Annotated in this window: 14 protein-coding genes; 13 read left to right on the forward strand and 1 reads right to left on the reverse strand. The window is 38.3% G+C overall.

The genetic code is table 11. The features are described 5' to 3' along the window. The first annotated feature begins 3 nt into the window (after positions 1 to 3). The 13 genes from EZ444_RS14290 to EZ444_RS14350 all read left to right on the forward strand — a co-directional run bounded on the left by EZ444_RS14290 (position 4) and on the right by EZ444_RS14350 (position 13721). Positions 4 to 867: a DUF4397 domain-containing protein gene (locus tag EZ444_RS14290; protein WP_131609855.1), complete on the forward strand. Its 864-nt coding sequence runs from the start codon at positions 4 to 6 to the stop codon at positions 865 to 867. 106 nt (positions 868 to 973) lie between these two features. After that, positions 974 to 1123, forward strand: coding sequence for a twin-arginine translocation signal domain-containing protein (locus tag EZ444_RS14295; RefSeq protein WP_131609856.1), 150 nt, complete (start codon positions 974 to 976; stop codon positions 1121 to 1123). Beyond that, the gene (locus EZ444_RS14300) at positions 1120 to 1713 is read left to right on the forward strand and encodes a superoxide dismutase (RefSeq protein ID WP_131609857.1); all 594 of its coding nucleotides are present in this window, start codon (positions 1120 to 1122) and stop codon (positions 1711 to 1713) included. Before EZ444_RS14295 ends, EZ444_RS14300 begins: the two co-directional genes overlap by 4 nt. 193 nt (positions 1714 to 1906) lie before the next feature. Then, positions 1907 to 2161, forward strand: coding sequence for a 30S ribosomal protein S20 (gene rpsT / locus EZ444_RS14305; RefSeq protein ID WP_090785043.1), 255 nt, complete (start codon positions 1907 to 1909; stop codon positions 2159 to 2161). 85 nt (positions 2162 to 2246) lie between these two features. Then, positions 2247 to 2945 (forward strand): RadC family protein, encoded by a 699-nt coding sequence (gene radC, locus EZ444_RS14310; protein WP_131609858.1) that lies wholly within the window; start codon positions 2247 to 2249, stop codon positions 2943 to 2945. Between the two features lie 23 nt (positions 2946 to 2968). After that, complete coding sequence (locus EZ444_RS14315) at positions 2969 to 3811, forward strand: endonuclease/exonuclease/phosphatase family protein (protein ID WP_131609859.1); 843 nt, start codon at positions 2969 to 2971, stop codon at positions 3809 to 3811. Positions 3812 to 3900: 89 nt separating this feature from the next. Continuing rightward, positions 3901 to 6300 (forward strand): phenylalanine--tRNA ligase subunit beta, encoded by a 2400-nt coding sequence (gene pheT / locus EZ444_RS14320; RefSeq protein WP_131609860.1) that lies wholly within the window; start codon positions 3901 to 3903, stop codon positions 6298 to 6300. 19 nt (positions 6301 to 6319) lie between these two features. Continuing rightward, complete coding sequence (locus tag EZ444_RS14325; RefSeq protein WP_131609861.1) at positions 6320 to 6610, forward strand: hypothetical protein; 291 nt, start codon at positions 6320 to 6322, stop codon at positions 6608 to 6610. Positions 6611 to 6641: 31 nt separating this feature from the next. Then, on the forward strand, positions 6642 to 6932 hold the full coding sequence (locus EZ444_RS14330; RefSeq protein ID WP_131609862.1) for a cell division protein ZapA: 291 nt from the start codon (positions 6642 to 6644) through the stop codon (positions 6930 to 6932). 360 nt (positions 6933 to 7292) lie between these two features. Continuing rightward, complete coding sequence (gene rny / locus EZ444_RS14335; protein WP_131609863.1) at positions 7293 to 8855, forward strand: ribonuclease Y; 1563 nt, start codon at positions 7293 to 7295, stop codon at positions 8853 to 8855. A gap of 84 nt (positions 8856 to 8939) precedes the next feature. Further along, the gene (locus EZ444_RS14340) at positions 8940 to 9464 is read left to right on the forward strand and encodes an Mpo1 family 2-hydroxy fatty acid dioxygenase (RefSeq protein WP_131609864.1); all 525 of its coding nucleotides are present in this window, start codon (positions 8940 to 8942) and stop codon (positions 9462 to 9464) included. A gap of 113 nt (positions 9465 to 9577) precedes the next feature. After that, positions 9578 to 12394 carry a TonB-dependent receptor gene (locus EZ444_RS14345; RefSeq protein ID WP_131609865.1) on the forward strand — a complete coding sequence of 939 codons (2817 nt, stop codon included), beginning with the start codon at positions 9578 to 9580 and terminating at the stop codon, positions 12392 to 12394. A gap of 127 nt (positions 12395 to 12521) precedes the next feature. Next, on the forward strand, positions 12522 to 13721 hold the full coding sequence (locus EZ444_RS14350; RefSeq protein WP_131609866.1) for a hypothetical protein: 1200 nt from the start codon (positions 12522 to 12524) through the stop codon (positions 13719 to 13721). Positions 13722 to 13786: 65 nt separating this feature from the next. On the opposite strand, the gene EZ444_RS14355 is transcribed toward EZ444_RS14350, so the two are convergent. Continuing rightward, a complete protein-coding gene (locus EZ444_RS14355) occupies positions 13787 to 14989 on the reverse strand; it encodes a hypothetical protein (RefSeq protein ID WP_131609867.1) in 1203 nt (400 codons plus the stop codon). Between the last annotated feature and the right edge of the window lie 92 nt (positions 14990 to 15081).

Raw genomic sequence — 15081 nt, forward strand, 5'->3', positions numbered from 1 at the left:
GAAATGATGAAACTAAATTCTATAAAAACCGCATTGTTTGTTATTGCTTATTTGCCCTTGTTAATGGCTTGTGGCAAAAATGATTACCTCGATATTGATGCTTCGGAGAGGCCTGCACTAAGTGCGAAAGTTAAATTTGTAAATGCCCGCCCTTCAGCAAGCGCAGTGCATTTCTGGGATTTTACCAGACAGGTAACCAGCGCAGCGCTAGTCCGCAATGGTAGTACGGCATATCTGGATACCCAATATGGTAAGGTGCAATTTAACCTAACGGAAGGGACGGGGACGACTTATAAGGCTTCTTATTTGTTTGGCGGGAGTGCCAATTTTGTGCAGGAGAGTAATACTGCATCTTTTTCCGGGCCAAATGGTCCTATTGCTACATTTTATCATACGCTGTTTGCAGTAGCTAAATTAAAACCAAGCACCTTGAACCCTGGAAACACCGATAGTCTGATATTGGTATACGACGATCTTACTGCACCTTCGGCAGGAAAGGCCAAATTGAGGTTTGCGAATTTTGCTGTTCCGGCGCGCGCCGTTGATCTTGCTTATGCAGCGGGCACTTCAATCTTTACCGGTGTTGGCTATGGCTCATTTGGTGACCAGGTTATTATCCCCTATACTAATGGGAAATCGTCTGATAATATTCCCGGTTTAACCTGGAAAACTTTAGGGCCTTTCAAAGAGCTGAATGCAGGAACTAATCAAAATCTGGAAATCCGTAACACTACAGGAGGGGCGGTTGTCCCGGTGACAGGTTTAACTGGAATTAATCTGGAAGCTGGTAAGCTGTATACGATTTTTATCAATAATCCTGTTGGCGATTCCAATTTAAGTGCAACGGTAATTGTTCAGTCTTTGTAAAAATAGTATCAGCAAAGAACATTTTACTGTTAAATCAGTTAGTTTATTGAAAAGGTAGATGTACTTTTCATTATTAATTGTTTAAATCCCACAAATATCCGTAATCATGGAAACAAACACCCGAAGAGATTTTATTAAAACTACGTTGACGGCCTCATTGGCAGTTGCTATAGGTACCCCAGTTTTGTTAAACGGAGGGGCTGCATTGGCTGCTGCTGTAACTACTGAAGGGAGTACTGGTCTTTTGCACCATTGAAATTTACTCAAGTGCCTTTAAAATATGCTTTTAATGCATTAGAGCCTAATATAGATGCGCTTACCATGGAGATTCATTACACAAAGCACCATGCGGCCTATGTTAAAAATGTAAATGATGCAATTGCAGCCGAAAATATACCTTATAAAACAGAGGCTGAGTTTTTTAATAATGCCTCGAAACTTTCGGCCAAAGCCCGTAACAATGGTGGTGGTGCATGGAATCATAATTTCTTTTTTGAGACTTTAAAGCCAGGTGCTTCGGCTGGGCCACAAGGGAAGTTAAAAGAGGCTATTGTTAAATCATTTGGATCTGTTGATAAATTTAAAGAACAGTTTTCTGCTGCTGCGGCGTCACGCTTTGGTTCAGGATGGGCATGGTTGGTAAATGACAAGGGTACTTTGAAGATTTGTTCGACTGCCAATCAGGATAATCCTTTGTTTGATAATGCGGAAGTGAAGGGTGTGCCTTTGTTGGGACTTGATGTGTGGGAACATGCTTATTACCTTAAATATCAGAATAAACGTGCAGATTATATTGCCAACTGGTGGAATGTTGTAGATTGGGATGTGGTAAGCAAAAGGGCGTAGTCATCACGTTTGCATCTAAAACCTGGAGAAATTGACAACTGTTAATTGAAATAATTGGACAAAAAGCAATTATGTGAAAAATATTTGCATAATGCTTTTGTATTTTAAAAACATTAATTCTATATTTGCAGTCCGAAAAACAGAAAGAATAACAGAGCTTTGCTCTAACTATAAAATACTTTAATAACAAAAAATGGCAAATCATAAATCTTCATTAAAAAGAATTAGAGCAAACGCAACTAAACGTTTACGTAACAGATATCAGGCAAAAACAACTCGTACGTTTATCAAAAGATTGCGTGGTGCTGAAGATAAAAAAACTGGATTAGAATTACTTCCTAAAGTAATCTCTATGCTAGATCGTTTAGCCAAAAAGAGTGTTATCCACAAAAACAAAGCAGCTAACAACAAATCTAAGCTGACTAAATTTGTTAATGGCTTAAAATAACAATAGCTTTACAATATTATAGACGGGATATGCATTGCATATCCCGTTTTTTTTTGTCCAAAAAAAACGAACTGATCTTGTAAAAATGAACCCATACCAGGAAAAAATAGGCATAAAGATGTGGGCGGAAGCCGACAGGCCCCGCGAAAAACTATTGCTGAATGGCAGGAGGCATCTTACAGATGCAGAGCTGATTGCTATTTTAATAGGTTCGGGCAATAAGGATGAAACTGCGGTAGATCTAAGTAAGCGCATTCTTGGATTTTATAACAATGATCTGGATGCGCTCGGAAAAGTATCTGTTAAAGATCTTTCGAAGTTTAAGGGGATCGGAGAGGCTAAGGCGATTGCGATAGTAGCCGCATTGGAGCTTGGGAGGAGAAGGAAAGAGGCCGATGGTCCTGATGTGTTGAAGATCGTAACATCGGCAGATGCATTTGCTGTGCTGCAACCTGTTTTTGCTGATCTGAATCATGAAGAGTTTTGGATACTGATCTTGAATCAGGCCAATTATCTAATCGGGAAACAATTGATCAGTAAAGGTGGGATGGCTGGTACCGTGGCCGACCCGAAGATTATTTTTAAAACGGCATTGGAACACAATGCAGCTTATGTGATTCTGGCGCATAATCACCCCTCTGGGAGTTTAAGGCCAAGTCAGCAGGATATAAATATTACCAAAAAAATGGTTGAGGCAGGGAGGATGCTTGATCTGTATGTGCTGGATCACCTGATTGTAACAGATAAATTATTTTATAGTTTTGGTGATGAGGGGTTAATTTAACATTAGAATTTTAACTTGGCAGTATGAAAATAATGATTAAACTATCTATAGCAATGTTGTTGGTTGTGACAACAGCAAATGCCCAAAGAAAGCCTGCGAATTATATCAATGTAATGAGTTATAACATCCGTTATAACAATACTCATGATGGGGAGAATGCCTGGCCGAATAGAAAAGATAATGTAAAAGCTTTAATCAAATATCATGATGCAGATATTTTATGTGTACAAGAAGCGCTGGCTTTGCAAGTTGACCAATTATCTGAAAACACGAATTATGATCGAGTTGGTGTAGGGCGTACAGATGGGAAACGCGAAGGAGAGTTCTCTGCGATCTATTTCGATAAAACAAGGTTTGTTAAAAAGGACGGTGGTACCTTTTGGTTATCCGAAACGCCAGAAAAACCATCTAAAGGTTGGGATGCTGCTATCGTAAGGGTTTGTACCTGGGTGAAATTGCATGATAAATGGAATAAGAAGGATTTTATAGTTTTCAATACGCATTATGATCATGTGGGTGTTCAAGCTCGAATTGAATCGGCTAAACTGATTAAAAAGAAGATCATGGAAATTGCGCCTACATTGCCGGTTATTTTAACAGGTGATTTGAATGTTACCCCTGAAACGGAAGCTGTAGCTACGATAAAAACCTTTTTAACTGATACCAAAGAAGTAACTGTTGAGCCTGCATATGGACCTGAGGGTACTTTTAACGGGTTTAAATTTAATGCGCCGCTAAAAGAAAGAATAGATTACATTTTTGTAAATAAAGGTTTTAATGTGCAGAAGTTTGGTGTGCTTACTGACAGTAAGGACCTGCGGTACCCTTCAGATCACCTACCTATCCTAGCACGATTGTTCTTTTAATCGTTATTTTTCAAAATTAACTGGTAAGACTTGTCCTTGGCTTTCCGCTTTCAGCATTAAATAATATCTTTGCGTTTTATAGAATTAAGATGAAGATATCATACAATTGGCTAAAACAGTTCATTCATACAGATAAAACACCACAGGAACTTTCCTTAATATTAACCAATATTGGTTTGGAGGTAGAGAGCCTGGAGACAGTACAACCTGTTGCAGGTGGCTTGGAAGGATTAGTTATAGGCCATGTATTGAGTTGTGTGCAACATCCTAACGCTGATCGTTTGCGCGTAACAACTGTTGATGTTGGTAGTGCTGAACCTATACAGGTGGTTTGTGGTGCACCTAATGTAGCCCAGGGACAAAAAGTTGTGGTTGCAACTGTGGGTACCACGGTTTATCCAAATGAAGGCGAGCCTTTTAAAATCAATAAATCAAAAATAAGGGGTGAAGCATCTGAAGGGATGATCTGTGCTGAAGATGAGATTGGCTTAGGCGTATCTCACGACGGCATTATGGTATTACCTGAAGATACTGTAGTAGGAACAACTGCGAAAGCTTATTTCAAGTTGGAAGATGACTATCTTTTTGAAATTGGTCTTACCCCAAACAGAGCTGATGCGGCTTCGCATTTAGGTGTGGCAAGGGATTTAGCAGGTTATTTCCGTACCCATATTCAGATGCCTGATATTTCGGGTTTTAAAACTGAGAATGAAAGTCTGCAGATTGATGTTAAAGTAGAAGATACAGTTGCTTGCCCAAGATACAGTAGTGTTACCATTAGTGGCGTTACGGTTAAGGCTTCTCCAGACTGGTTGCAAGATAAATTGAAAGTGATCGGCATCAGGCCAATTAACAATGTCGTAGACATTACCAATTATGTATTGCATGATTTAGGTGTGCCACTTCATGCTTTTGATGCAGATCAGATCAAAGGTGGACAAGTGCGTGTTAAGAAATGTGCAGAAGGAACTCCTTTTGTAACCCTTGACGGTGTAGAGCGTAAGCTTTCGGCGGAAGACTTGATGATCTGTAATGCGGAAGAGCCTATGTGTATTGCCGGCGTATTTGGCGGTAAGAGCTCTGGTGTAAGCGAAACTACAACGAACATATTTTTAGAAAGTGCTTACTTTAATGCGGTGTCGGTTCGTAAAACTTCGAAAAGACATGGATTAAAGACCGATGCCTCATTCAGATTTGAGCGTGGTACCGATCCTGATATGACTGTTACTGCTTTAAAGCGTGCAGCCTTATTGATTGCAGAACTTGGTGGTGGAAAGATCGCTTCACAGGTGTCTGATATTTATCCTAATCCGGTACAGCCTTTTGATGTTGAAGTCAACTATCAAAATATCAATAGGTTAATTGGAGTTGATATTGCCGCTGAAGAAATTAAAGCGATCATAGTGGCGTTAGGTATTGATGTTGCTGCAGAAACTGCAGTAGGGCTAAGCTTAAAGGTGCCTGCGTTTAAAGTAGATGTAACGCGTGAGTGCGACATCACGGAAGAAGTGCTGAGGATTTATGGTTATAACAATATCGAAATTCCGAGTAAAGTAAATGCTTCTTTATCGTACAGTTCAAAACCTGATAAGGAACAAACACAGCACGTGATTGCGGATATGCTTACTGCTAATGGCTATTTAGAGATTTGGTGTAATTCATTAACCAAAGGTGCTTATTCAAAAAATCCTGAAGAAGCGGTTCAAATCTTAAATCCATTAAGTTCCGACCTAAATGTAATGCGTCAGGAGCTATTGATGCCAGCTTTGGAGAGCGTTGCCTATAACCAAAACAGAAAGACTGCTGATATTAAGTTTTATGAGTTTGGTAAGACCTATCACTTGATTAATGAAAAGTACGTAGAGCGTCCGCGCTTATTGGTTGTGCTTTCGGGAAGTAACCAGTCAGAGCAATGGAATCAAAAGCAAGTTCCAGTTAGTTTTTATCATTTAAAAGCAGTAGTTGACGCGGTGATTGGCCGATTAGGGATTACGAGCTATCAATCTGAGGAGTTAAAAGATGAAAGCTTTGCTTTCGGATTGAAATACTTTAGAGGTGATAAGGTGATTGTAAGCTTTGGTGCAGCAACTGCAGCTGATAAAAAGAAAGCTGATGTGGATAAAGATGTTTATTATGCTGACTTTGATTGGGCTTTGTTGCTTGACATGGTAAGAAAGAATAAAATTATCAACAAAGAGGTGCCTAAATATCCTGCGGTAAGAAGAGATTTATCTATGTTGGTGGATACCAATGTAACTTTTGAGGAGTTGAAAACTGTTGCTTTTAAAGCAGAGAAGAAGCTGATTAAAAATGTACAGGTATTTGATGTGTATGTAGGCGATAAATTACCTGAGGGTAAAAAGTCATATGCACTGAACTTTACGATACAGGACGAGGAGCAAACCTTAACCGATAAGCAAATTGATGCCGTTATGCAAAAGATTATTCATAACTTAGCACAAACGGTAAAAGCAGAAATTAGAAAATAAGAAATAAAAAATACTATTCATGTCATCAGTTGCAGATCAATTAACCTCCGTATTGCAGAAAACAGCTCGTTTAATAGAGCTTTGTGGTGCATTACAAGAAGAAAATGAGCTGCTGAAGCTGGAAAATGAATCGATAAAAGTTGCGCTTGATGCGTCAAAAACCAAGAATGCAGACCTGGAAGAGAAGTTAAGGGTTTTGAAATTGGCGAAAAGTATTGAGGGTACAAGTGAAAAGACACTTGATATAAAGCAAAAAATTAACGATTTTGTGCGTGAAATAGATAAGTGTGTAGTATTGCTTAAGAAATAAGGAATACATGAAAGTGAAACAAAGCTAAGAAATGGGAGAAATCTCGATAAAAATAACTATTTCCGACCGTATCTACCCCTTAAAGGTGAGTACTGAAGAGGAAGAAATTGTAAGGCGAGCAGCCAAGATTATTAATGAGCGCATAAAGGACTATCAAGAAAATTATGCGGTTAGGGATAAGCAGGATTTGCTTTCTATGGCAGTATTGCATTATGCAACGGCAGTATTGAGGGTAGAAAACAAAGTCCAGAATCAGGACACTGCAGTTGCCGAGAAGGTGGAGGAATTGGATAGTTTATTAAACGATTTTTTTTCAAAATAAGTACGTTCTTTGCATAAGTTAAGATTAGCACGAAGATATAGCCGCAGCTACGTTTTTGAGTTTCACTATTTTTAAAACTTAACACTTCAATATTTATAGGATTAAGAGGGTGTATTTCATCTACATTTATGTACCTGAAAATGACTTAAATCCTAATTATAATTCGTTGAGGTTTTTAAAACTTGGGGCTTATTAAATTTAGTTGCGGTTTTTTTTTGAAACAAAAATGGGCATTGTTAACAGAAATGAAGTGCTGCTCATTCATAAAATATATAAGTAATCAGATAGGATTAAGATCCCGGAGGGATTGATAGCGATCAAAAGGATTGTATCTGATTAAACAATAAATACAAATAGAGAATGGAAATATTAGGAATAATAGGATATGTACTGGCCGGCCTCGTAATCGGCGTTCTGGTGGGGCGGTTCCTACTAAGGAGCCTGCTGAAAACGCAGGAGATTGCGGCCCAGACCAAAGTGAAAAAGATGCTTAAAGATGCGGAGAGTAAAGCCGAAATCTTAAAAAAGGACAGGTTATTGGAAGCAAAAGAAAAGTTTTTGCAATTGAAGTCTGAACATGAGCAGGAAGTAAATAGTAAAAACAACCAAATCAACCAGCGTGAAAACGCAATTAAGCAAAAAGAACAAAGCATCAACCAGCGTTTAGAGAATTTCAACCGTAAGGAGCAAGAAATTGATACGCATAAAAAGAATCTGGAAAAACAAACTGATCTGGCTGTAAAGAAACAGGAAGAGGTAGATGTTTTAAAGAATCAACATGTTAAACAATTGGAAACTATTGCTGGCTTAAGTGCTGATGAGGCAAAAGACCAATTGGTAGAGAGCATGAAACAGGAAGCCCGTACTCAGGCCATGATCCAGGTAAAGGATATCGTGGATGAAGCTAAGCTTACTGCAACTAAAGAAGCCAAAAAAGTGGTGATTCAAACTATACAGCGTACTGCTGTAGAAGCCGCTATTGAAAATACAGTTTCTGTCTTCCATATCGAAAGTGATGAAATAAAAGGACGTGTAATTGGTCGTGAGGGACGTAATATCCGTGCACTGGAAGCAGCCACAGGTATTGAGATCATCGTTGATGATACCCCTGAAGCGATCATCTTATCAGGATTTGATCCGGTAAGAAGAGAGATTGCACGTTTGGCTTTACACCGTTTGGTAACTGATGGAAGGATACACCCTGCACGTATTGAAGAGGTGGTTGCTAAAACCAAGAAACAAATCGAAGACGAGATTGTAGAGATCGGTGAGCGTACGGTAATAGATCTTGGTATCCATGGTTTACACCCAGAGCTAATCAGAATGGTTGGACGTATGCGTTACCGTTCTTCTTATGGCCAGAACTTATTACATCACTCCCGTGAGGTAGCTAATTTCTGTGCTACAATGGCTGCAGAACTAGGCTTGAATGCTAAAATGGCTAAACGTGCCGGATTATTACACGATATAGGTAAAGTGCCTGATGATAACCCAGAATTGCCTCACGCAATCCTTGGTATGCAACTGGCTGAGAAATATAAAGAGCATCCAGAGATTTGCAATGCTATTGGAGCTCACCATGATGAGATAGAAATGACTTCGATGATCTCACCAATTGTACAGGCTTGTGATGCGATATCAGGTGCCCGCCCAGGTGCCCGTCGTGAGGTTGTTGAAAGCTATATCAAACGCTTAAAAGAATTAGAAGAGCTTGCACTTTCTTATCCTGGAGTAGAGAAAACTTTTGCTATCCAGGCAGGTAGAGAGTTGCGCGTAGTGGTAGAGAGTGAAAGAGTAACAGATCAGCAAGCTGAATTGTTAGCTGCAGACATCTCTAACCGCATACAAACTGAAATGACTTATCCGGGACAGATTAAAGTTACCGTGATCAGAGAAACCAGATCGGTTTCATTTGCGAAATAAAGAGCAACAACGTTGTTATATTTGAGAAAAGCGATAGATTATTCTATCGCTTTTTTTATTTTTACCTAGTAATTAAACATAGACATGAAGAAGGAGCAAAGTAAAGTGAATAAGGCAGAACCTAAGAAGCCGGTAGATGTGCTTTTTGATAGGTATGCAGAAAGTCACCAAAACCATACTAATAAACTTATTCACTGGATCTGTGTGCCCTTAATTGTGTTTAGTTTACTTGGTCTGGTATGGGCCATTCCATTTCCTCATATGGAATTTTTAGGAAAGTATAATGGCTTTCTAAACTGGGCATCCTTTCTGATCGCCTTTTCTTTATACTATTACTTTACCTTATCACCTGTCTTGTCTTTTCTGATGCTATGGGTAGTTAGCTTGATGAGCTATTTTATCGTTCAGCTGGAGTACTGGCAAGCTGCCGGAGGCCCTGCGTTCTGGTTGGTTTGTGTAGTGATTTTTGTGCTGGCCTGGATAGGTCAATTTGTAGGGCATAAAATCGAAGGAAAGAAGCCTTCATTTTTAGAAGATGTTAAGTTCTTGTTAATCGGCCCAATTTGGTTATTACACTTTATTTGTAAAAAAGTTGGGCTAAGCTATTGATCCTAATAGCACTTAACATAGAATTAACATGTTGGTAAACGAATGGTAATTTAGCGCTAACATAGGGCTAACATTGTGGTAATAGCTTTGCTGGAAATTAATATACGGCAAAATTGAAATCACAACTAAACCTTAAAAAAGCAATAATTACTGTATTATTCGTAATTATCAGCGTAACAGTATTTGCACAAACGGGAAAAATTTCAGGTAAGGTATCTGATAAGAAGACCGGTGAAACACTGATCGGTGTAACAGTAAAAATCAAGGGAACTACTAAAGGTTCATCAACTGATGCAGAAGGGAAATATTTGCTAGGTGCATTGGCAGCTGGTAAATATACTATAGAAGCTTCTTACGTAGGTTATAGCACTAAAAGCATAGCAGATGTAGAAGTTAAGGCAAGTGGAACAACAGCTGTAGACCTTATCTTGGAGGAATCTAATTCACAAAAACTTAATGAAGTAGTTGTTACTGGTGTAGCCGGTAAGGAAAGTCAGACTGCAATATTGATGAGTCAGAAAAACTCAGTAGAGATTAAGCAGGGTATCGGAATTCAGGAAATGTCGAGAAAAGGTGTGAGTGATGTTGAAGAAGGATTAACCAAAATCACTGGTATTACTAAAGTAGACGGTAGGGGATTATTTGTAAGAGGCTTGGAAGATAGGTACAATAACTTGTTGATCAACGGTCTTGCCGTTCCTTCAAATAATCCATTCAAAAAGATCATCCCTTTAGATTTATTCCCAACGGACATCGTAAGTGTTTTGGAAACTTACAAAACTTTCAATTCGAGTTTATATGGTGATTTTGCAGGTGGAACGTTTAATATCGTTACTGCAAGAGCCGATAAGAGTATCACCAGGATTAATATTGGAACAAGTTTTATCTCTAACACTACTTTTAAGAAGTTTTTAAGAGCAGAAGATGCAACGGGTTTTGGTAGCTATTTTGGGTTAACGGGTGACGATCGTAAGATTCCCAAAGTTGTGGGCAAAGTTCCGTCATTTTATAGTTTAAGTAGTGATGAAGCGAGAAGTCAGTTCGGATCTGGATTTGATGTTGACAATGGCAAAGCTCCTCTGAATAGCAATGTAGGGATTTTGCATGCCAATAAGATCGAATTGAAAAACAATCGTTTTATTCAGTACTTGTTCTCTATCAATACAGATAACGGTTTCCAGGCCAGAGAAGGGGTTGATCGTTTTTTTAGTACGGCACAAGGAATATACGACAATAACTTTTATACCAAGTCTTATAGGTTTTCTACAAATTCATCAGTTTTAGGGGCTTTAAATTTCGTGAGTAATCGTTTGAATCTTAATTTAAATGCCTTTTATCTTAAGGGAACAGAAAATACGATTCAAGACCAATTGGGATACACCAACAGTCAATCTACTGTTAGTAATGCTTTTATTAGGTTAAATCAATTGCAAAAAACTGATTTGTTTACTGGTCAGTTATTTGCAAACTATAAGCTGACAGCAGATGATGCGCACAGTGTGAGAGCTGGAGTATCTTACTCAAAAACTAAATATCAGCTACCTGACAGAAAATCTTACAGGGGTGCACGAATTGATGAAAATACAACCGCAGTGAGCTATGCTGGTAACAGTATCTATAGACAATATATGGACTTTGATGGTGATTTTTTCGCATCTGGTTTGCTTGAATACAACTGGAAATTTGGGAATGAGGATTTAGCAAAAGCGCATAAATTATCTGTAGGATATAACGGATCCTTTTCAAAAATGAAATCAGATTTAAGATTCTTGGCCTCGCAAAGTTTGGCTTCAAATGGGACAAGTTTCCCAGTTAATAAGCCTGATGCGGCATTAGATTCAGAACTCAAGGCAGGTAACTTTACCTATTATGAAGGAACTAATTCTGGTTATCAATCCAGAATGCAGGAGGGGGTCAATGCAGGTTATTTGGATTTAGCGCTGAGATTCAATGATAAAGTCAATCTTAATGTAGGGACGAGATTTGAGCAGTCACAAAGAATTACAAGGTTTAGAGAGTCAGGTAGTTTTGATGATCCGTTTCAGAAATTAACCAAAGATAATTTTGATATTTTACCTGCTGCCAACTTAAAGTATGCAGTGACTGATCAAGCTAATTTTAGAGTTTCAGCTTCCAAAACTTTAACGAAGCCAGTTGTGATGGAAGCCTTTCCTTTGGAATTCCTTAATCCAGATGGAACTATAGAAAATGGTAATGAGAACATTATAAACAGCAAGAATTATAATTTAGATGTGAAATATGAGTGGTTTCCTACCAGCAAAGAAATGATCTCAATCACTGGTTTTGCAAAATATTTGCAAGATCCGATTGAAAGATTGTTTGCGCCTACAGCAGGTAGTGGTGGCTTGATCGTTAGTTATAACAATTCAAAAAAAGCGGTTCTTTACGGAGCGGAACTTGAACTGTTAGTTGAATTGAGCAGAATCCATGAATCTTTATCAAAGTTCTCATTAGGATTTAATGCCTCACTAATGAAAACCGAAGTGACAATAGATAGGATTAAGAATGCTGGTGAGATTGCGACGCTTGGAGATAAAAGTACTAGAAAGTTGCAAGGTGCTTCTCCTTGGCTAATCAATGCTGATCTCAAATATGATACTGACATTAGTAAAAGATGGAAAAGTACTTTTACAATGGCGTATAATGTATATGGCGAGCGCATTTATGCAGTTGGTACAAGCGGATTGGACAACTATTATGAGAAACCATTCGGTAAACTTGACTTCATTTGGACTAATAAAATTGCCGACAAATGGGATGTGAAATTGGGCTTTGAAAATATCTTAAATCCGACATACCAAATTGAGTTAGGCGATAAAAGTAAAATCAATATTTTGGAAGATGATTTAACGATCAGAGATTATAAACGAGGAGTAGGTGTATCTCTAGGTTTAGGGTATACATTCTAAGCCACCATTGTTAACATTGCCTTAACAAATCAATAATGTAAACATAAAGATATGTTAACGTAGAAGGAATGTTGACTAAGTAAATTTGAAATAACAAATAAAAACGGATAAAATAAATCTATTTAAGATGAAAAAAGTATTTTACGCAATTGCGATCTCAGCTTCAATTTTTACTGGTTGCTCAAGCAATGACGATGAGCCGATCGTAAAGGCTCCAGTAGAAGGAGAGATCAGTGGAGATATCACTTCCAATAAAACTTTTGCTTATGGAAACTATACGTTGAAAGGCATGGTTAAAATAGCAGCTGGTGTTACAGTAACTATCGAAAAAGGCTCTACTATTACCGCTGATAAAAGAGATGGTGAAGATGGTCTTGTGGTGTTGAAAAATGGAACTCTGATTGCTAATGGTACTGCTGATGAACCTATTGTTTTGACTGAACAGTCAAAAGTAGCTGGATCATGGGCTGGTATCATTATGTATGGTGACGCACCGATGATTGGTACTGGTGGTGTAATAAGTGCTGATTCTGAAGATGGTTTGAAATTACCTTACGGTGGTGCCAATGAGAATCACAGTAGCGGTTCACTAAAATTTGTTAGAGTTGAATATGCTGGACTAGTAATTACATCAAATCAGAAAGAGCATAACGGTTTTTCATTTTACGCAGTAGGTGCAGGAACAGTTCTTGAAAACTTAGTGTCATATAAAGGTAATGATGATGGCTTCGAATTTTATGGTGGTACAGTTAGCGGTAAAAACCTAATTTCTTACGGTAACTCTGATGATGCTTTTGATTGGCAAGATAGCTGGAAAGGTCAAAACAATACCAATTGGTTCGCTTATCAAACTGGTAAAGCAAATTATGGAATGGAAGTTGAAGCAAAAGGCAACAATAATGCATTTTGGCCTAAAGTAACTAATATCACCCTAAAAAGAGCGGCTGGTACGACTACTGAGGCGCCTTCAGGTGAAGTTCAGTTGGATGCTATTCAATTCAAATCCAATGGAAATGGCGACTTCAGTAATATCGTGATTGATGGTTATGTTAACCAAACTACACCAACAAGTGTTACAGGTGGTGCTGTTCAGGTCTTAGATTTAAATACGTATACGAATCAAGTTGTTGGAGGAAAAATTAAATTGACAAACGTTAAAATTTCTGGTACTCCAACGTTATTCATTTCTGGTGCTGGCACTTTCACTTTAAGTGCTGCTAGTTTCCCTGGAACCAACTGGGGTGTATCTACCACCGCAACAGGTGCTGCTCTAACTAGTGGAAAATGGGCTACAGTTGACGGTGTAAATTTGTTGGCTAACTTGTAGTATTATAATTGCTCCATAAGGAGTTATAAAGGAAGCGACTGTTCTACATTGGAACAGTCGCTTTTTTATTTTAACACCGGCTCATAGGCATATACAACCTTGTATGGTATATTTTTAAGATTTACTGAGATCTGTCCAATATTTAAGTTCTCCTTTTGGGGCGTTGGCTCACAGAAAGAATAGGTTTTTCCTTTGTATACGATAGGCTGTCCTATTGGCTTATCAAATTGTACGGCCATTGTGATATGGGTAGGATAGAGTAAAGCAATCATAGGTAAATTGTATATCTCTTTTACGAGGAAAAAAAACAATGCTGCCCTGTCATCACAATCACTATACTTAGAAAACAAAGTCTCTTCAGGGGAGAGCCGCTTTTCTTTGCCAAAGTTTTTGTCGTCATCTTCATATAAAAACGCATAGCGGGTAAAACGCATTAGGTAATCTATGCCCTTCTTCTGGCTCATCCCGTTTAAGTTCTTTTTTAATATAGGAATTAGGGAACCGTAAGTTTCGTTGCTTAATGGGATGTTAAAGTATGATTCAAAATCAACCACCGGGTAATTGGCAAAGATCGCTTCGACGGCTGAATTGAGTTTGATGTTAAAGTGATAGGTTTTATGTTTATAGTTGAACTGTACTTGTTTTTCGTAATAGTCCTCAGGTTTAAAATCGGGCATCCGGGTTACTTTATAAGAGAAGGCTCCTTTCGCTTCAGGGATGCTTATCATCTCCTGTGCCGGAACTTTGTTTAAGTCGGCATAGGCATAGTCGTGACGGTTTAAACACATGTACTTTTTATGCTGATAGTTGACAAATGGTATGTCAGAGATATCTTCATCATTGTATACATAAAATATCATTCTGTTATCCGCCAGCGTTAGTCGTGCATCGTAGCCTGATTTGCCCAGAAAAAACCATTTGTAAAAAGTATAACGCTCGTAGTTTTCTTTTTTCGGGCTGATGGCTTGTGCTGTTTTTCTGATCAACTGGTAATAGAGCCAGTCGTTTAATTCATGTGCTTTTTTATAGGCTAGTAGTTTATCTAGGATTGTGTTGTATTTGCCCTGGTTTACCTTGTCATAGTAGGCTATAACCGCTAGTTTGGACAATGTGGTGTCATTACCCACAATGATAGAGGAATCTACCTCAATATTAAATGTGTCATTATAAAACTCGAAGCTGATGTTATACCCTTTGGGCTGACCATAGGATTGTTCCATGATCAGAAGTAGGCAGAGTGTACCGAATATTTTGAGCAATCGGTTCATAGGTATTTAACATTATGTTCATATTAAATATACATATAATTAACATAGCTTGCATATTAAGCTTTCAGCCTTATTCGTTTGTGGAAATGCGA

Source organism: Pedobacter hiemivivus, from assembly GCF_004331685.1.
GTDB lineage: Bacteria > Bacteroidota > Bacteroidia > Sphingobacteriales > Sphingobacteriaceae > Pedobacter > Pedobacter hiemivivus.